Origin of the sequence: Streptomyces sp. NPDC051677 (assembly GCF_044453465.1) — a bacterium.
GTDB lineage: Bacteria > Actinomycetota > Actinomycetes > Streptomycetales > Streptomycetaceae > Streptomyces.
The window spans coordinates 1-18212 of sequence record NZ_JBITCT010000030.1 but is presented as its reverse complement, the minus strand read 5'-3'; the positions used below and the strand labels follow the sequence as shown (position 1 = coordinate 18212).

The 18212-nt window shown below is 69.5% G+C and carries 11 protein-coding genes; 4 read left to right on the top strand and 7 right to left on the bottom strand.

The annotated features are described in order from the left end of the window. Positions 1 to 117 precede the first annotated feature (117 nt). From ACIBAF_RS30125 to ACIBAF_RS30115, 3 genes are all read left to right on the top strand, one after another. On the top strand, positions 118 to 3909 hold the full coding sequence (locus ACIBAF_RS30125) for a GH92 family glycosyl hydrolase (protein ID WP_399467233.1): 3792 nt from the start codon (positions 118 to 120) through the stop codon (positions 3907 to 3909). A gap of 108 nt (positions 3910 to 4017) precedes the next feature. After that, positions 4018 to 4542 carry a hypothetical protein gene (locus tag ACIBAF_RS30120; protein WP_399467232.1) on the top strand — a complete coding sequence of 175 codons (525 nt, stop codon included), beginning with the start codon at positions 4018 to 4020 and terminating at the stop codon, positions 4540 to 4542. 74 nt (positions 4543 to 4616) lie between these two features. After that, entirely contained in the window at positions 4617 to 6680 is a 2064-nt protein-coding gene (locus tag ACIBAF_RS30115; RefSeq protein ID WP_399467230.1) for an alpha-glucuronidase, read from the top strand. A gap of 18 nt (positions 6681 to 6698) precedes the next feature. Here ACIBAF_RS30115 and ACIBAF_RS30110 read toward each other — a convergent pair whose 3' ends face one another. The 6 genes from ACIBAF_RS30110 to ACIBAF_RS30085 all read right to left on the bottom strand — a co-directional run bounded on the left by ACIBAF_RS30110 (position 6699) and on the right by ACIBAF_RS30085 (position 14725). Next, positions 6699 to 8744 (bottom strand): beta-galactosidase, encoded by a 2046-nt coding sequence (locus tag ACIBAF_RS30110; RefSeq protein ID WP_399467229.1) that lies wholly within the window; start codon positions 8742 to 8744, stop codon positions 6699 to 6701. After that, on the bottom strand, positions 8741 to 9424 hold the full coding sequence (locus tag ACIBAF_RS30105) for a hypothetical protein (RefSeq protein ID WP_399467228.1): 684 nt from the start codon (positions 9422 to 9424) through the stop codon (positions 8741 to 8743). Before ACIBAF_RS30105 ends, ACIBAF_RS30110 begins: the two co-directional genes overlap by 4 nt. Before the next feature lie 142 nt (positions 9425 to 9566). Further along, positions 9567 to 11075, bottom strand: a complete 1509-nt coding sequence (locus ACIBAF_RS30100; RefSeq protein ID WP_399467226.1) for a xylan 1,4-beta-xylosidase — start codon at positions 11073 to 11075, stop codon at positions 9567 to 9569. Then, positions 11072 to 12724 (bottom strand): extracellular solute-binding protein, encoded by a 1653-nt coding sequence (locus ACIBAF_RS30095; protein ID WP_399467225.1) that lies wholly within the window; start codon positions 12722 to 12724, stop codon positions 11072 to 11074. The genes ACIBAF_RS30100 and ACIBAF_RS30095 overlap by 4 nt, the downstream gene beginning before the upstream one ends. Before the next feature lie 100 nt (positions 12725 to 12824). Then, positions 12825 to 13739, bottom strand: a complete 915-nt coding sequence (locus ACIBAF_RS30090) for a carbohydrate ABC transporter permease (RefSeq protein ID WP_399467224.1) — start codon at positions 13737 to 13739, stop codon at positions 12825 to 12827. Next, positions 13736 to 14725, bottom strand: coding sequence for an ABC transporter permease (locus ACIBAF_RS30085; RefSeq protein WP_399467223.1), 990 nt, complete (start codon positions 14723 to 14725; stop codon positions 13736 to 13738). Before ACIBAF_RS30085 ends, ACIBAF_RS30090 begins: the two co-directional genes overlap by 4 nt. 269 nt (positions 14726 to 14994) lie before the next feature. On the opposite strand from ACIBAF_RS30085, the gene ACIBAF_RS30080 reads away from it, so the two are divergent. Further along, the gene (locus ACIBAF_RS30080; RefSeq protein ID WP_399467222.1) at positions 14995 to 15987 is read left to right on the top strand and encodes an acetylxylan esterase; all 993 of its coding nucleotides are present in this window, start codon (positions 14995 to 14997) and stop codon (positions 15985 to 15987) included. Between the two features lie 13 nt (positions 15988 to 16000). Here ACIBAF_RS30080 and ACIBAF_RS30075 read toward each other — a convergent pair whose 3' ends face one another. After that, the gene (locus ACIBAF_RS30075; protein ID WP_399467221.1) at positions 16001 to 17728 is read right to left on the bottom strand and encodes a TlrC/CarA/OleB/SrmB family ABC-F type ribosomal protection protein; all 1728 of its coding nucleotides are present in this window, start codon (positions 17726 to 17728) and stop codon (positions 16001 to 16003) included. Between the last annotated feature and the right edge of the window lie 484 nt (positions 17729 to 18212).

The following is an 18212-nucleotide window of genomic DNA, read 5'->3' as shown; positions in this document are numbered from 1 at the left end:
GTCTGGCGCAATCAACATCCTTGACATCACCGTCCACTTGGCCCACTACTGATTCCTGCGCAACCATGAGGACAACGTTGTCCGGGGCGTTGTCCGGCGCGGGGAGGGTGCTCACGCATGCAACGGTTCGGACGGTTACGGGCGGTCGTGGTCACGGCCGCCCTGGTCATGACGGTCGGTGCACAGGGGACGGCGGTCGCGCTGCCGTCGCCCGTCCCGTTCCCCGCTCGGGGGTTCGCTTCGTCCTTCGAGGCGGGTGAACGCGCCCCCGACTGGCAGAGCACCGTGGACACCGCACCGGACGGCGGCAAACGGGCCTCGGGGGTCGACGGCGGCTACGGCGGCGGGCTTCCCGGTGAGGTGACCGACCGGGTGACGGAGGTCCGGGCGAGCGCGGAGAACACGGCCGGCGGCGAGGTGAAGGAGAACCTCGTCGACGGCGAGCCGAGCACCAAGTGGCTGGCCTTCGCCGCCACCGGCTGGGTCGAGTTCGACCTCGACCAGCCTGCGCGGGTAACCGCTTACGCGCTCACTTCCGCGAATGACTTCGCCGAGCGCGACCCCGCCGACTGGACCCTCTCGGGCTCGGTGGACGGCGCCTCCTGGACGCCCCTCGACACCCGCTCCGGGGAAACCTTCGCGGAGCGCTTCCAGACCCGGACCTACGGCCTCGCGACCCCCGCCGAGTACCGGCACTTCCGGCTGGAGGTCACCAAAAACCACGGCGCCGGGCTCGTGCAGCTCGCCGACGTGCGGTTCGGCACGGGCGGGAGCGACGGGCCCGTCCCGCCGGACATGCTCACCGTCGTCGACCGGGGCCCGAGCGGCTCGCCGACCGCGAAGTCGGGCGCCGGTTTCACCGGGCGGCGGGCACTGCGTTACGCGGGTCGGCACACCGCTTCCGGCCGGGCGTACTCGTACAACAAGGTGTTCGACGTGAACGTCCGGGTCGGTTCGCGCACCCAGCTGGCGTACCGGATCTTCCCGGCGATGGCGGGCGGCGACCTGGACTACGCCGCGACAAACGTCTCCGTGGACCTGGCTTTCACGGACGGAACGTATCTGAGCGGGCTCGGGGCGAGCGACCAGTACGGCTTCCCGTTGTCGCCGCGCGGGCAGGGCGCGGCGAAGGCGCTGTACGTCAACCAGTGGAACGACGTGGTGTCGGGGATCGGAGCGGTGGCGGCCGGAAAGACGGTCGACCGGATCCTCGTCGCCTACGACTCCCCCGGCGGGCCGGCGCGGTTCCGGGGCTGGGTGGACGACATCGCGCTGCGCACGGCCGCCCCGGAGGCGGCGCAGGCGCATCTGTCGGACTACGCGGTGACCACACGCGGCACCAACTCCAGCGGGAGCTTCTCGCGCGGAAACACGTTTCCCGCGACGGCCGTGCCGCACGGTTTCAACTTCTGGACGCCGGTGACGAACGCGTCCTCGCTGGGCTGGCTCTACGACTACGCGCGGGCCGCCAACGGGGACAACCGGCCCACGATCCAGGCGTTCAGCGCGAGTCACGAGCCGAGTCCGTGGATGGGCGACCGGCAGACGTTCCAGGTGATGCCGTCGGCCGCGCCCGGTGTCCCGGACACCGGGCGGACGGCCCGGGCGCTGGCGTTCCGGCACACCGACGAGACCGCCCGCCCGTACTACTACGGAGTGCGTTTCGAGAACGGTCTCACGGCGGAGATGGCGCCGACCGACCATGCCGCCGCCCTGCGCTTCACCTACCCGGGTTCGGACGCGAGCGTCGTCTTCGACAACGTCACCGACCAGGCGGGGCTGACGCTCGACAAGGAGACCGGGGTCGTCACCGGTTACTCGGACGTGAAGTCGGACCTGTCGGCAGGAGCCACCCGGCTCTTCGTGTACGGCGAGTTCGACGCACCGGTGACGGACGGGGCGTCGAGCGGGGTGAAGGGCTACCTGCGTTTCGACGCGGGCTCCGACCGCACGGTCACCCTGCGGCTGGCGACCTCCCTCATCAGCGTCGACCAGGCCCGCGACAACCTCCGCCAGGAAATCCCTGAGGAAACCGATTTCGAGACGGTCAGGTCGCGGGCCCGACAGCAGTGGGACGCACTCCTCGGCAGGGTGGAGGTCGAGGGAGCGAGCCAGGACCAGCTGACCACGCTCTACTCCAGCCTGTACCGGCTGTACCTGTATCCCAACTCCGGTTTCGAGAAGGTCGGTGAGACGTACCGGTACGCGTCGCCCTTCTCGCCGATGTCCGGCCAGGACACCCCGACGCACACCGGCGCGAAGATCGTGGACGGCAAGGTGTACGTCAACAACGGTTTCTGGGACACCTACCGGACGACCTGGCCCGCCTACGCGCTGCTGACGCCCACTCAGGCGGGCGTGCTGACGGACGGGTTCGTGCAGCAGTACAAGGACGGCGGCTGGACCTCACGCTGGTCCTCCCCCGGGTACGCCGACCTGATGACCGGCACGTCGTCGGACGTCGCCTTCGCGGACGCGTTCGTCAAGGGCGTCGGCTTCGACGCGAAGGCGGCGTACGAAGCGGCCCTCAAGAACGCCACGGTCGTGCCCCCGGCGGCGGGGGTGGGCCGCAAGGGCATGGCGACCTCCCCCTTCCTCGGCTACACCAGCACGGCCACGCACGAGGGCCTGTCCTGGGCGCTGGAGGGCTACCTCAACGACTACGGCATCGCCCGCATGGGCCAGGCCCTGTACCGGAAGACCGGGGAGAAGCGCTATCAGGAGGAGGCCGACTACTTCCTCAACCGTGCACAGGGTTATGTGCACCTCTTCGACGCCAAGGCCGGGTTCTTCCAGGGGAAGGACGACAAGGGCGACTGGCGTGTGGCGTCGCAGAGCTACGATCCGCGCGTGTGGGGCTACGACTACACCGAGACCAACGGCTGGGGCTATGCCTTCACCGCCCCGCAGGACAGCCGGGGCCTGGCCAACCTGTACGGCGGCCGCGACGGGCTGGCGAAGAAACTCGACGCCTACTTCGCCACCCCGGAAACCGCTTCCCCCGAGTTCGCGGGCTCCTACGGCGGCGTCATCCATGAGATGACCGAGGCGCGGGATGTGCGGATGGGCATGTACGGGCACTCCAACCAGGTCGCCCACCATGCGATCTACATGTACGACGCGGCCGGGCAGCCCTGGAAGGCGCAGGCCAGGGCCCGCGAGGTGCTCGCGCGGCTCTACACCGGCAGCGCCATCGGACAGGGCTACCACGGCGACGAGGACAACGGCGAGCAGTCGGCCTGGTACCTGTTCTCCGCACTCGGCTTCTACCCGCTGGTGATGGGCAGCGGCGAATACGCCGTCGGCTCCCCCCTGTTCACCAAGGCGACCGTGCATCTGGAGAACGGCAGAGATCTGGTGGTCAAGGCCCCGAAGAACAGCGCGGAGAACGTGTATGTGCAGGGCCTGAAGGTCAACGGCCGGGCCTGGACGTCGACTTCGCTCTCCCACGCGCTTCTCGCCCAGGGCGGGGTCCTGGAGTTCGACATGGGACCACGGCCCTCGACGTGGGGGTCCGGAAAGAACGCGGCACCGGTCTCGATCACCCGGGACGACAAGGCGCCGACACCCCGCACGGACGTGCTGAAGGGCGCCGGCGCATTGTTCGACGACACGTCGGCGACCCAGGAGACGGTGTCGGGGCCGCTCGCCCTGCCGGTCACGGCGGGCGCCAAGGCCGTGCAGTACACCTTGACCTCCGCCGATCACACGCAGGCGCCCGGGAGTTGGACCCTTCAGGGCTCCGCCGACGGACAGACGTGGACGGATCTGGACCGGCGCTCCGCCGAGACGTTCCCCTGGGACCGACAGACCCGGGCCTTCACGATCGCCCGACCGGGCGCGTACGGGCACTACCGGCTGGTGTTCGCCGGCGAAGCGCGCCTGACAGAGGTCGAGTTGTTGTCATGATCTGGTAACCGCGAGCGACCATCCGCTGTACCGGTCGTCACCGACGTTTCAGAATGATCAGGCCGCCCGCGAGCGCCGGGCGGTCCGTCATGGAGGGGGAAAGCGGTCATGAGCATCATCAGGCGGTTCACGGGACTGCTCGCCGGCGCGGCTCTCGGGGCGGGGGCCCTGTTCGCAACGGCGGCGCCGGCACAGGCGTACAGCCCGAACCCGGAGTTCCACGCCTACTACTACGACACCGACGGCTGCCCGTGCAGCGGCGGCAACCTCACCGACCCGTTCGACAACACGTACTTCGCGAACGACGCCGGCGGCTATGCCGTGAAGATGGAGCTGATCAACTCTGGCGCGTTCGTCGGCAAGGTGGAGTTCCACCCGAACGACGAGAAGCTGTGGGTGTACGACACCGCGAACGACGGTGACACGTACTACGTCAAGGTGAGCTACACGTCCGGCGGCGCCACCCACAACCTGGGCACTTTCAGCCCGCCCGGGACCACGGCGGTGCTGGACTACGAGGTCGAGGACTTCGACCTCCCCGAAGGCGCTTACGTCGACATTTCCGTCTACGACGACGCCGCGCTCACCGACCTCATCGGCGCCGCGCGTGGCACCGGCGCGGCCATCGCCTAGGCAAGCCGCGCCAGCCGCATCGCCCACCCGCATCGACCAGCCTCATCGCCGGACCGCAGTGCCTCGGAGGGACCATGCCGCTGACCGTGCCCGTCCTGCCCGACGGGATCGACCCCGCCTGGCTGCCGCCGGAAGCGTTCCGACCGCTGGGAACCCGGCGGACGCTGGTCCAGGGCGCGGGGCCGCTGGTGGACACCGTGCACGGTGAAGTGGCTTACGCCTGCGAGCAGTTCGGCGGCGAGGTCGTACGGAACACATCGGATGACGCGTCGGGTGACCCGTACGACCTGGTGCTGCGCCTGGCGCGTCCGACAGCAGCCGATGCGGGCGCCGGCGGGAGCATCGGGGATCTCGGTGACGAGGGGTTCGCCTACGAGCGCGCCGACGGCACGGCCATGGTGACGGCAGCCGGTCAACGGGGGCTGCTGTACGGCCTGTTCCACGTCGTGAGACTCGGCGAGGAGGCCTTCCGGGGTGCCCGGGCACGCGAGGTGCACCGCCCGGCGACGGCACTGCGGATGCTGGACCACTGGGACAACGTGGCCGTGCACCCGGTCATGGGCCAGGTGGAGCGCGGGTACGCGGGCGGCTCCCTGTTCTGGCGGGACGGACGGCCCAGCGGGGACTGGGAGCGGGTACGGGCGTACGGCAGGCTGTTGGCGGCCTGCGGGGTCAACGCCGTCTCGGTCAACAACGTCAACGTGCACGAGGCCGAGGCGCACCTTCTCACCGACCGGATCGACGAAGTCGCCCGGATCGCACGGGCGTTGCGGCCGCACGGGATCCGCACGCACCTGTCGGTGACCTTCGCCGCGCCCGTCGTGCTCGGCGGGCTGTCCACCGCGGACCCGTTCGAGGAGGCGGTGCGCGAGTGGTGGGCGGAGGCCGTGCGCGGGGTGTACTCGGCCATCCCGGACTTCGGCGGGTTCGTGGTGAAGGCCGACTCGGAGGGCCAGCCGGGCCCGTTCACCTACGGCCGCTCGCACGCGGACGGCGCGAACATGCTGGCAGCGGCCCTCGCACCGTTCGGCGGCACGGTCCATTGGCGGGCGTTCGTGTACAACCACCGGCAGGACTGGCGGGACCGCTCGACCGACCGTGCGCGGGCCGCGTACGACCATTTCGCCCCGCTCGACGGGCAGTTCGCCGAGAACGCCGTTCTGCAGGTGAAGCACGGGCCGATGGACTTCCAGGTGCGCGAGCCCGTCTCACCCGTGCTCGGCGCGCTGCCGCGCACCCGGGTCGCCGTGGAGGTGCAGGCCACGCAGGAGTACACCGGACAGCAGCAGCACGTGTGCTGGCTCGGGCCGATGTGGAGCGAGGTGCTGCGCTTCCGGCCGGACGGCGAACAGGGCCCTGCCGTCGGGGAGTTGGCGCGCGGCGGCGTGGTGGCGGTGTCCAATGCCGGCGACGATCCGTTCTGGACCGGGCATCCGCTGGCTCAGGCGAACCTCTACGCCTTCGGCCGGCTCGCCTGGCAACCGGACGCCGATCCGCACGACCTCCTGGATGAGTGGATCGCGCTCACCTTCCCGTCCGCCTCCGACCCGGCCGCCTCCGACCCGGCCGCCTCCGAGCGGCTGGCCGCCGGGCTTCGCGCGGTGCTGCACGGCTCCTGGCGGACGTACGAGAAGTACACCGCGCCGCTCGGCGTCGGTTTCATGGTGCAGCCCGGACACCACTACGGGCCCGGTGTCGACGGCTACGAGTACAGCCCCTGGGGGACGTACCACTTCGCGGACCGGGACGGGATCGGCGTCGACCGGAGCGCAGCGACCGGCACGGGCTACGCCGCGCAGTACGCCAAGCCGTGGGCCGAGCTGTACGAGTCGGTCGTCTCCTGCCCCGATGAGCTGTTGCTGTTCTTCCACCATGTGCCGTACGTGCATGTGCTGAAGAGCGGGAAGACGGTGGTCCAGCACATCTACGACACCCATTTCGAGGGCGTCGAGGAGGCCGAGGAGGCCCGCCGGGTGTGGGCGGGCCTCGCGGACCTGGTGGACCCGGCGCGGCACGCGCGCGCAGCGGAACGGTACGAGGAGCAGGTGCGCTGCGCACGGGAGTGGCGGGACCAGGTGAACAGCTATTTCCTGCGGAAGTCCGGAGTCCCTGACGAGCGGGGACGCACGATCCACTGAAGCGGCGGGCAGGAACGTTTACTGAAACCGCAGGATCGCCACGCCCAGCGGGTCCAGGGTCAGTGCCTCGCCCTGGTCGAGCCGTTTGCCGGTGAGGAGATCGGTGGCGGGGGCGGGGGCGGTCAGGTGGGCCGGTTCCTGCGTGTGGTTGAGCAGAAAGAGCAGGCGTGTGCCGTCGGGGGCGACCCGGGTGGCGGTCTCGACGGTGCGGTGGTCGGCGTAGGGGCCGATCAGGTCGTGGCGGGCCAGGACGCGGCGGACCACGTGGTCGACGCCGGGCTGGTCGAGGGCGGTCGCCACGTACCAGGCCTCGCCGGCTTCGAAGGCGTTGCGGGTCACGGCCGGGGCGCCCGCGTAGAAGTCGGCGCCGTAGGCGGCGACCGGCTCGGCGCCGCACAGCTGGACGATCTCGAAGACCAGTCGGGCCTGCGTCGTGAACTCTCCCAGCTGGATGGGCTGTACCACGTCTTCGGGCCGTGCGTCCCACTCGTCGACGCGGATGCCCATGAGGGGGCCCAGTGGGCCGGGGACGTCGGCGAGGAAGGCGCGGTCGTGTTCGTCCGAGCGGGCGGTGAGGAAGGTGGCGAGGACGGTGCCGCCGCGTCGGGCCACGGACTCCAGGCGCTGCGCCAGGTCTCCCTTGACGAGGTGGAGCACCGGGGCGAGGACCACGTCGTACGGCGTGAGGTCGGCGGTGACCGCCACGACGTCCACGTCGGCGCCGGCCTCGCGGGCGGCCCGGTAGTAGGCGTGGACGACATCTGCGTAGCGGACCAGTCGGGACGGGCCGTCGGAGATCTCCAGGGCCCACCAGCTGTCCCAGTCGAAGAGGAGAGCGGTCCGGGCAGGGGTCCGGGCGCCGAGGGTGATCGCTCCGAGCTCCGTCAACTCCCTTCCCAGTGAGGCGACTTCGCCGAAGACGCGGGTGTCGTCGCGACCCGAGTGCCCGATGACCGCGCCGTGGTACTTCTCGCAGGCGCCGCGAGAGGCGCGCATCTGGAAGTAGAGGGCGGCGTCCGCGCCGTGGGCGATGGCCTGCCAGGTGGCGAGGCGGAGTTCGCCGGGGCGGCGCAGGGGGTTGACGTCGCGGCAGGCGGTCGTGGACGGGGTCTGCTCCATCAGCCAGAAGGGGGCGCCGTCCTTGAGGCCGCGCATCAGGTCGTGGGCGAGGGCCGGACGGGTGGGCGGGGCGTCGAGGGGCGGGTAGTTGTCCCAGGAGGCGAAGTCGAGGTGGGGCGCCCAGCGGTGGTAGTCGAGCGGGCGGTAGGCGCCCATGAGGTTGGTGGTGACGGGCGTGTCCGGGTCGTGGGCGCGGATGGCCTCCTTCTCGGCGGTGAAGCAGCCGAGCAGGGCGTCGGTCATGAAACGCTGGTAGTCGAGCGTGATGCCCTGGAAGGCGGTGTGGTCGGGGCCGCGCCAGTGCTCGGTGAGGGCGCTCGGCGGCTCGATCTCGTCCCAGCCGGTGTAGCGGTGCGACCAGAAGGCAGTCCACCAGGCGTCGTTGAGGGCGTCGAGGGTGCCGTGCCGTGCGCGCAGCCAGCCGCGGAAGGCTTCGGCGCACAGGTCGCAGTAACAGACACCGCTGTACTCGTTGTTGATGTGCCAGGCCAGCAACGCCGGGTGTCTCGCGTACCGTTCGGCGAGGCGGCCGGACAGGGCCGCGGCCAGGCGGCGGTAAGCGGGCGAACTGGGGCAGAAGTTGTGCCGTTGGCCGTATCGGCGCCGTCGGCCTTCGAAGTCGGTGCGGTTGACGTCGGGGTGTTTCTTCGCGAGCCAGGGCGGGAGAGCGGCGGTACCGGTGGCGAGGCAGACGTGACGGCCCTCGGCGGCGGCGCGATCGAGGATGCCGTCGAGCATCGTGAAGTCGTACACGTCCTCCGCCGGTTGGGTGAGCGACCAGCTGAAGACGCCGACCGTGAGGGTGTCGACGCCGGCCTGCGTGAACAGGCGGTGGTCCTCGTCCCAGACCTGCCGCGGCCACTGCTCGGGGTTGTAGTCGCCGCCGTACGGGATCTTGCCGGTGCGCGGGAGCCGGCTGTGGTTTCCGGGGTCGGTGGCGGTCATGCGGTGAAGTCCTCCTGGGTCTCGACGATCACCGGGCGGCTCGACTGCACCAGCGAGAGCAGCAGCGGTGCGGCCAGCAGGGCGGGCAGGGCCTCGGTGAGCAGAGCGGTCAGGCCGCCGGTCAGGACGAGCAGAGAGGCCGCGGCGAGGGTGACGCGCCCCCGCCGGAACAGGAAGTACGCGGCCAGGCGGGCGGTGTCGCGGGCGCGGAACGTGAACAACGAGGTGAGGACGACGGCGTGGGCGCCCCAGAGCAGGGACGCCACGCCGATGCCCCCGAGGAGCACCGCCCACCAGCCGGGCAGCCCGGTCGCGGCGAAGTGGGTGAGGCTGAACGCGATCACGGTCAGCCAAGCCAGCAGGGGCGCCCAGAGCTTCAGCGCGGGGAGGGCGTTGAGCCGCCAGCCGCGGGTGTAGACGCGGGCCGGGTGCAGGTCGGCGAGGTCACGGCTGCGGTGGTGCAGGGCGTACAACGCGGCGGAGACGGCCGGGCCGAGCGGCAGCAGGCATGCGGCGGCGAGGGGCAGGTTGGCCGGGTCGGGGCCCAGGAAGAACAGGCCGACGAGGCCTGGAGCGGTCGCCGCGAGAAACAGGGCTTCGACGGTGAGGAGGGTGTGCACGAGGGCGGCGGCGCGGGAGAGGGGCCCGGCGCCCACACTCACGGTGTTCACGGTGGTCATGAGACCTCCTGTGCGGGCGACCGACGGCAGGACGAGAAACCGGTTCCGAAACGGTTCGGGGTACCGCTCGTCGGGCTCATGAGACTGCCGTGCAGGACGACTGGGTGCGGGGAGGGAAGCGGTCTCGAAGCGCTTGCCGGGATCATGTCGCCGGCCTGCCGAAGAGCCGCCGTTCGTCCCACCAGGGCGGGATCTCGTCGGCGACCGGGGTGAGCTCGACGAGAGTGATCTCGTTGCGGGCGAGGCTGAGGTCCAGCTCGGCGCGCCCCTGCGGCGCGGGCAGCCGCCGGTGGCTGCGGGCGGGCTCGGCGGCCTCGTGCAGGACGTCCAGCTGCCCCGGCTTCGGCGAGCGCGGGCTGCCCATGTGCCGCCAGGCGGTGTAGGCGTTCCCGTGCTCCTCGTCGACGGTGGACCGGCGGACGAAGGCCTCGCGCGCCGCGACCGGGAGGGACAGGCGCAGTGCGTGCCGGTCGGGGCCGGGGGTCTCGCCGGTCGGGTCGACGGGCGCCCAGGCCACAACCGTGACCCGGCCGTCGGGGTGGCGGGTGACGAGGTGGTCGTCGCCGCGCGCCAGCAGGTCGGGCCCCATCCGGGCCATGAACGCGTACAGGTGGTACGTCGGTTTCCTGACCTGCCGGTGGGTGAGCAATCCGAATCCGCCGTGGAAGAGGGCGGTGGGGACACCGGTTTCCTCGAACGTGTCGCTGAACGTCCAGTAGGAGAAGGAGTCGGCGAAGTCGCCGCCGTGTGCGAGAACCGGCGCCAGGTAGGCGGCATGGAAAGCGGTGTCGTGGATCGGGTTGTCCGGACGGTAGGAGGAATTGAACTCCGTGATGTGGACCGGCAGTTCGGCCAGCCTGGTGCGCTTGAGGAGTTCGCGGGGTGTGGCGAACTGGTCGAGCAGAGCGGATGCCGGGGCCAGCGTCTGGTGGACGCCGAACGGCACGTGGTGCGCGGGGCCGGAGGTGTAGGCGTGCTTGGACACGAAGTCGACGGGCACGTCCCGGTCTTCCGCGAACTCGGCGAACCGCTCCAGCCAGTCGTCGGCGCCCGGGGAGATCGCCGGGCCCCCGACCTGGAGCCCGGCGTCCACCTCCTTCACGGTGTGCGCGGTGACCTCGTACAGCCGGTGGTACGCCTTTTCGTCCGCGTCCTGCCAGAAGTCGGGGAGGTTGGGCTCGTTCCACACCTCGACGGGCCAGGTGCGGACCTCGTCGAGGCCGTAGCGGTCGACGAGGTGGGCGAGGGTGGCGCGGACCAGGTCGGCCCATTCACGGTGGGAGCGGGGCGGGGTGACATTGCCGCGCCACCAGAAGACCGTCTGGGTGCCGAGAGCCAACTCCGTCGGCATGAAGCCGAGTTCCAGGAAGGGGCGGATGCCGGCTGCCAGATAGGTGTCGACGACCTGGTCGACGTAGGTGAAGGAGTGGTGGACGTGGCGGGCGCCCTCGTGGTCGTACGGGCGGTGCACGCCCATGCCGTCGCTGAGCAGGCCGTGGCCGCGGATGTACCGGAAACCGATGTCACGCTGGAGCACGGCGAGGGAGTCCTGGTAGTCGCGGCGCAGGGCGAGTTCGATGCGGCCGGTGCCGACGCAGTGTCGCCAGGCGTCGGAGAGCCTGCCCATCGGATCGGCAGGGACGCTGATCACCCGTTCTCCTTCTTGAAGCGTTCGCGCGCCTTGTTGTGCAGGCCGACCAGCTGATCCATGTTCTTGGCCTTCAACTCGGTGACGTAGTCGCCCCATTCGGAGAGCGGCCGCTTGCCGAGCGCGAACTTGAGCATGTTCTGGGTGACGTGGTCCCTGAGGGGGGTGTCCCAGAGCGAGGCCTGTTCCTGCTCCACGGACTGCAGCGGGTGGGCCGGGTCGATGGGCAGTTGCCGGTACTGGGCCATGGCGTCCTGGAACTTCTTCTCGTCCGGGCCGAAGGACGAGGAGACGAGCTCCCAGCTGCCCCCGTAGGTGAAGACGCCGTTGAAGAAGCCGTAGTCCTTCTGGAGGTCCTTCGGGGCGTCCGGGTTCGCGCCCATGAGCGAGATGCCGGGCTCCAGCGTGTACTGGCTGCCGGACTGCGTGTAAGTGACGCCCTGGACACCCCACTTGGAGAGACGCTGGCCCTCGTCGGAGTACCACAGCCAGTCGACGAACTGCATCATCGCCACGAACGTGTCGCTCTTGAGGGCCTTGGTGGAGATCATGACGCCGTTCTCCAGCCGGGCGCCGCCGATCACCACCGGGCCGGCCGGCCCGAGCGGCACCGGCACCATCTCGATCTTCGCTCCCTTGACCTGTTTCTCAAGGTTGTAGCGGTAGTTCTGGACCAGTTCCTGCGGGTTGGCGCTGATGGCGAATGATTTCTCACCCAGCAGTTTCTGCACCGCGTCGTCATCGGTCTGCGTGAAACTCTCCGGGTCCATCAGTTTCTCGGCGACCAGCTTTCTCAGGTACTCGACCACCTGGCGGTAACCGTCCGTGGCGCCGGTGAAGACGAACTCCCCCGCCGTCGAGTCGAAACTGATGTTGTCGTAGGTCCAGCCTGCCTTCACTCCGTGCGCCTGACCGAGGTAGCTGAGCAACGCAGCCGCCGGGAAAGGGGTGTTGGTGCTCCAACGGTCGGAGAAGGGGTATCGGTCCGGGTATTCGGCCTTGATCGCCTTGAAGACGTCGTACACCTGGTCCCAGGTGCTGGGCAGGCTCAGACCGAGCTTGTCGAGGACGTCCGTGCGCAAGGACAACGAATAGCCGGACTTCACCCTCTCGTGCAGGCCGGGGAGGAGGTAGTACTTGCCGTCGGACTGCCGGATGGAGTCGAGCTCGGGCTCCAGCTTCCATTTTCTGACCTTGTCCTGGAAGTTGGGCATCAGGTGCACGTACTCGCTGACCGGGAGGATCGCGCCCGACGAGACGAAGGCCACCTCGGAGGGGTGGTACGTCTTGGGGATCAGGAACGGGGCGTCGCCCGCACCGATCAGGACGCTGCGTTTCTTCTCGTAGTCACTGAGCGGGACGGCAGTCGGCTTCAGGGTGATGCCGGTGCGCTTGGTGAGTTCCTTCCAGAACAGCCAGCTGTTCTTCAAGGGGTAGTTCGGGTTGTTGTTGTGCAGCATCGAGAAGGAAAGCGGCTTCGACGCCTTGAACTGCTGACCGGCCCGATACTCCTTCATCGCGCCGTTCTGTTTCTTGGAGAGGTCCTTGGAATCCCCTCCGTCCTCGCCGCTGCCACAGCCGGTGAGAGCGGCGAGGCCGATGAAGCCTGCGGCGGCCATGATCTGACGCCTGGACAACTGCGTGCCGTTCATCACTCAGAACCTCCTGCGGTTGCGGTCGGCGGTTGTGGCGGCGTCGACCGGACTGTTGATTGCAGGCCTCTGATGGAGATTGAGGCGCTGGTCGTGCGGCTCAGCCCTTGACCGCGCCGAGCATCACGCCCGAGACGAAGAAGCGCTGGACGAACGGGTACACGCAGAGGATCGGCAGCGACGTCAGCACGATCGTGACCGCCTGGATGTTCGCCCCGACCTGGCTGAGCTGCTCCGTGCCGGCACCGGCGTTGCCGCCCGTGGTGGCGCCCGAGATGAGGTTGCGCAAGTAGACGGTGGCCGGCATGAGTTCCGTGCGGTCCATGTAGAGGTAGGCCGAGAACCAGGAGTTCCAGAACGACACGGAGTAGAAGAGCACCATCGTCGCGATGACGGCTTTGGACAGCGGCAGCACGATTCTGAGCAGGACGCCGTAGGTGCTGAGCCCGTCGATCTCCGCGGCCTCCTCCAGTTCGGTCGGCAGGCTCTCGAAGAAGGCCTTCATCACCAGCAGGTTGAAGACGCTGATCGCGTTCGGCAGGGCGATCGCCCAGACCGAGTTCTTCAGGCCCATGCTGGTGACCAGGACGTAGTTGGGAATCAGCCCGCCGGTGAAGAACATGGTGAACACGGCTATACCGACGAGGAGGCCACGGCCTTTGAGGTTCCTCTTCGACAGGACGTAGGCGTAACAGGTCGTCAGGACCATGGCGACGACGGTGGAGACGACCGTGTAGAACACGGTGTTTCCGTAGTTTCGCCAGAACATCGAGTCCTGGAAGACGATTTTGTACGTGGTGAGGTTGAACCCCTTGGGCCACAGGCTCACTTCACCGGCGCGGATCTGCCGTTCGCCGCTGAAGGAGCGGGCGATGATGTTGACGAAGGGGTAGAGGGTCACGAGCACGACGAGGGTGAGGATCACTCCGTTGACGCCCTGGAAAACGCGGTAACCGCGCGTGGGCTGGTTCACGGAGGTGCGCGGACGCGGAGCACGGGGGGTCAGGAGGCTCACCACAGGCTCGTCCCCACCGTGCGTCGCGACACCTGGTTCGCGCCGGTGATCAGCACCAGGCCGATGATCGCTTCGAACAGGCCGATGGCGGCGGCGTAGCTGAAGCTGTTGGACTCGACCCCGGCGCGGTAGAGGTACGTGGAGACCACGTCGGCCGTCGGATAGGTCAGCGGGTTGTACAGCAGCAGGACCTTCTCGAAGCCGACCGCCATGAACGTGCCGATGTTGAGGATCAGCAACGTGATCATGGTGGGCCGGATTCCGGGCAGGGTGACGTGCCAGATCTGCCGCCAGCGGTTCGCACCGTCGATGCGGGCGGCCTCGTAGAGGTCCTCGTCGATCGTGGTGAGGGCCGCGAGGTAGAGGATCGTGCCCCAGCCGGCGGTCTGCCAGATCTCCGAGCCCACGTAGATCGTGCGGAACCAGCCGGGTTCCTGGATGAACCGGACCGGGTCCTGACCGAACCAGCCGAGCACCTGGTTGACCGGGCCTTCCGCGGCCAGCATCTGCATGGTGATGCCCGCGACGATCACGATCGACAGGAAGTGCGGAAGGTACGAGATCGACTGCACGAACCACTTCAGGGAGCGCCGGCGCACCTCGTTGAGCAGCAGGGCCAGGACGATCGGGATGGGAAAGCAGAACACCAGCGTCAGTCCGCCGAGCCACAGCGTGTTGCGGAAGACCTGCCAGAAGGTCGGATCGGTCAGGAACATCCGCACATAGCGCAGCCCCACCCACTGCTCCCCCAGGATCGAACCGCCCGGTTCGAAGCGGCGGAAGGCGATCACGTTGCCGATCATCGGCAGATAGCGGAAGACCAGGAAGAACAGCAGCGGCAGCACGGCCAGCGAGTACAGCTGCCAGTCCCGCCGCAGGGCCCGCCGCCAGCCGCGGCGCGCGGCCGGCGGTGTGGGACCGTGCCGGGTCTCGGGCGGTGGGTTCTGGGTTCCTGGGGGTGGGGCCGATGTGGTGGAGGTGCTCATGCTCGGGCCTCCCGGGGCGTCTTCGAAACGCTCGACTCGCAGCGCGTGATCTCGAAACTTTCGTGCCCTTACCGGTAACTCTGCGGCAACGTAAGGGGTTACGGAAAGCGCTGTCAATGGGTGCTGCACGGTGGGCTGGTGGGACTTCGGGGGCGTTGGAATCCCTCACGGGCGGGGTAGAACCGGAGAGTCGGGTGGTACCGTCCTCCGCAAATTTCTGTCTGAGCAACGCAACGATCGATCGCCCACAACCCCTGCGAGGTGCCCCCGTGCCCGCGTTCGACCTGCCGCTGCCGGAACTGCAACGCCACCGACCCGAGCCCGACGAACCCGCCGACTTCGACGCGTTCTGGAGCGACACCCTGAAGGAGGCCGAGCAGCGGGAGCCGCTTGTGTCGGTGGAGCCCGTGCAAACCGGTCTCCGTCTGACGCAGACCTGGGACGTGACGTTCCGGGGTTTCGCGGGAGACCCCGTGCGGGCCTGGTTCAGCCTTCCCTCCGGCGCGCAGGAACCGCTTCCCGCGGTCGTCGAGTACGCCGGATACGGGCGCGGCCGTGGTCTCCCCCACGAGCGCCTGACCTGGGTGAACGCCGGCTGCGCCCACCTGCTGATGGACAACCGCGGCCAGGGCGACCAGTACGGCAACGGCGGTGCCACCCCCGACCCGCACGCCGCCGCACCCGGCGGTCCCGGCCCGGCCGTCCGCGGCCTGCTCTCCCCGCGGGACTACCACTACCGCCGGCTGATCACGGACGCGGTGCGCGCGGTGACGGCCGTCCGGGCGCTGCCGGGCGTGGACCCCGCCCGCACGATCGCCGTCGGGAACAGCCAGGGCGGCGGCCTCGCCCTCGCCGTCGCGGGCCTGGTCCCCGACCTGACCGCCCTCCTCGTCACGGCCCCCCTCCTGTGCGGCATCCGGCGTGCCCTGGACCTCACCGACGCGGGGCCGTACGGCGAGATCGCCGCCTATCTCTCCGTCCACCGCGGCAGCGAAGAAACCGTCTACCGCACGCTGTCCTACGTGGAAGGCGTCTCCTTCGCCCGCCGCGCCCATGCGCCCGCCCACTTCGGCACGGGCCTGCGCGACACGGTCTGTCCGCCGAGCGGGGCGTACGCCGCCTTCAACCGGTACGGGGACCTGAGCGGCGGCGCGGATCCGCAGAGGGAGATCCACCCGTACCCGTTCAACGGGCACGAGGGGGGCGAGGCGGAGCAGGTACGACGCCAACTGCACTGGTTGGCGAGCCAGTTGGGCGACTGATGTCCGCCGCCCCTCATCGCCTGCTCGCTACGGCCCCCTCGTTCAGCTCAAGCCGGGAACCGGTGAACCGCGCCCGCATCCGGCGGTCGTGCGTGACCAGCACCAGCGCGCCCGGGTAACCGGTCAGCGCCTCCTCCAACTCCTCCACCAGGGAGGGCGACAGGTGGTTGGTGGGCTCGTCCAGCAGGAGGAGGTCCACCGGTTCGCTCACCAGCCGGGCGAGCTCGATCCGCCTGCGCTGCCCGTACGACAACTCACCGATTCGCAAACGGAGTTGGCGAGGCTCGAAGAGTCCGAGCGACAGCAGCCGGTCGGCGTGCTCGTCCCGGTCGCCGGGGCGGCCGTGGGCGAACGCCGCCAGCACGGTCAGCTCGGGCGGCCACGGCGCCTCCTCCTGCCGCAGGTGCCCCACCCGGCCGGAGACACTCACCGTTCCGGCGTCCGGTCGCAGTTCGCCGGCCAGGACGCGCAGCAGGGTGCTCTTGCCTGCTCCATTGGGGCCGGTGACCAGCAGCCGTTCGGTGGCGTCGAGTTGCAGCTCCGGCACCGTCAACCGGCCTGGCACGACCACGTCGTCGAGGCGGGCGGCCGGCCCGTCGTCCGTCCTGCCCGCCGTGTCGATGCGGGCGGCGAAGGTCAGCGGGTCCGGCGGCGCCGACACCGGGTTCGCGGTCAGCCGCTCGGTCCGTTCCTTGGCGTTACGGATCCGGCTCATCGCACCGTGAGCGCGACCCCGGGCACGGAAAGCACCATGACCGAACCCCGCCTTGGCCGTCTTGCGCGGGATGCCGTCCAGACGAACCATGTTGGATTCGGCCAGCCGACGGCTGCGCTCGAGTTCGGCACGCCACTCGTCGTACTGCTGCTGCCGCCGACGGCGTTCGGCGGCCTTGGCGGCGAGATAACCGGCGTAACCGTTTCCGTGGCGGGTGACCCGGCCGCCGTCCACTTCCAGAACGGTGGTCGTGAGCCGTTCCAGGAACACCCGGTCGTGGGTGACCGCGACGACGGTGCCGCGGTGGGCCCGCAGATGATCCTCGAGCCAGCCGACGGCCCGGTCGTCGAGGTCGTTGGTCGGTTCGTCGAGCAGCAGCAGCTCGGGCCGGGACGCCAGCGTCGCGGCCAGGGCCAGCCGTGACCGCTCGCCGCCGGAGAGCGTGCCGAGCCTGCGGTCCCGGGAAAGTCCCGGCAGGCCGAGCCCGTGCAACGCGGCGGCGACGCGGGTGTCGGCGCCGTAGCCGTCGCGCGCTTCGTACTGTCCGGTCAGTCGGGCGTACGCGGAAAGGGCGGCATCCAGTTCCGCGCCCTCGGCCGCCTCGGCCAGGACCGCCTCGGTGCGCCGCAGCGCCGCCTCCAACGCGCGGAGCTCCGCCAGCGCCAGGTCGAGGGCGTGCTGGACGGTGGCCTCTGCGGGCAGGGCGAGGGTCTGGGCGAGGTAACCGGTTCCGCCGGGCGCCGCCACGGTGATCTCCCCCAGGTCGGGCCGCTCGTCGTCGGCGAGGAGACGGAGCAGCGTGGACTTCCCGGCCCCGTTGTCGCCGATCACTCCGACCTTCTCGCCCGGGGCGAGATTGAAGGAGACCTGATCGAGCACCGTGTGGTCGTCGTAGCGCTTGGTGACGCCGTGCAGGGAGAGCTGGGAGGAGTGGGTGGGCTTGGCGAGGTGGGAGCGCTCGGAGGAACGGGAGGAACGGGAGGACCGGGGGTGCGGTGAGGTGGGCGAGGATGTTGGCGCACGCATGTGAAAGCCCCTGTTCTCGGCCAAGTGGGAAAGGCCGATGGAACGGATTCGATGAGGAATCAGCACGCCACGACGACGGAGCGGGGCTCTGCAGCAGCGCCGTGCGCCGCTGCCGAAACCGTGCGCCACGGCAGAAACCGTGCGTTACGGCCGAGCAGTGCTCTACGTGGTCGGACGGGGGGCGATCACAGAGTTCCCATGCGCAAGAACGTACGCGTGCGTCCGCATGCCGGGCAAGGCATTTTCGGCCGACTGGTCGCCAACTCAGTTGGCCACTACATCCGTTGGCCCGGTAGAGTCGTCCACGCGACATCGCGACAACGTTGTCGCACCGCACGTACCCCCACCCGTGGCACCGTCCGGGCGGGGGCGCCCGGGACCGCCCCACTCCCCGTTATGTTCTTCGCGGTCCTGCAACGGGGCCGCTGGCCTCCGGGCCCGGCATGACTGTGTCCCCCTGTCGAAGGCATGACCTGGGGGGTGG

What these genes read in the sequence shown, in the direction of transcription:
- ACIBAF_RS30110 (WP_399467229.1), bottom strand. Translation starts at nt 8,744, where the DNA reads ATGACCGCCACCGACCCCGGAAACCACAGCCGGCTCCCGCGCACCGGC.
- ACIBAF_RS30085 (WP_399467223.1), bottom strand. Translation starts at nt 14,725, where the DNA reads ATGAGCACCTCCACCACATCGGCCCCACCCCCAGGAACCCAGAACCCA.
- ACIBAF_RS30105 (WP_399467228.1), bottom strand. Translation starts at nt 9,424, where the DNA reads ATGACCACCGTGAACACCGTGAGTGTGGGCGCCGGGCCCCTCTCCCGC.
- ACIBAF_RS30095 (WP_399467225.1), bottom strand. Translation starts at nt 12,724, where the DNA reads ATGAACGGCACGCAGTTGTCCAGGCGTCAGATCATGGCCGCCGCAGGC.
- ACIBAF_RS30115 (WP_399467230.1), top strand. Translation starts at nt 4,617, where the DNA reads ATGCCGCTGACCGTGCCCGTCCTGCCCGACGGGATCGACCCCGCCTGG.
- ACIBAF_RS30125 (WP_399467233.1), top strand. Translation starts at nt 118, where the DNA reads ATGCAACGGTTCGGACGGTTACGGGCGGTCGTGGTCACGGCCGCCCTG.
- ACIBAF_RS30075 (WP_399467221.1), bottom strand. Translation starts at nt 17,728, where the DNA reads ATGCGTGCGCCAACATCCTCGCCCACCTCACCGCACCCCCGGTCCTCC.
- ACIBAF_RS30120 (WP_399467232.1), top strand. Translation starts at nt 4,018, where the DNA reads ATGAGCATCATCAGGCGGTTCACGGGACTGCTCGCCGGCGCGGCTCTC.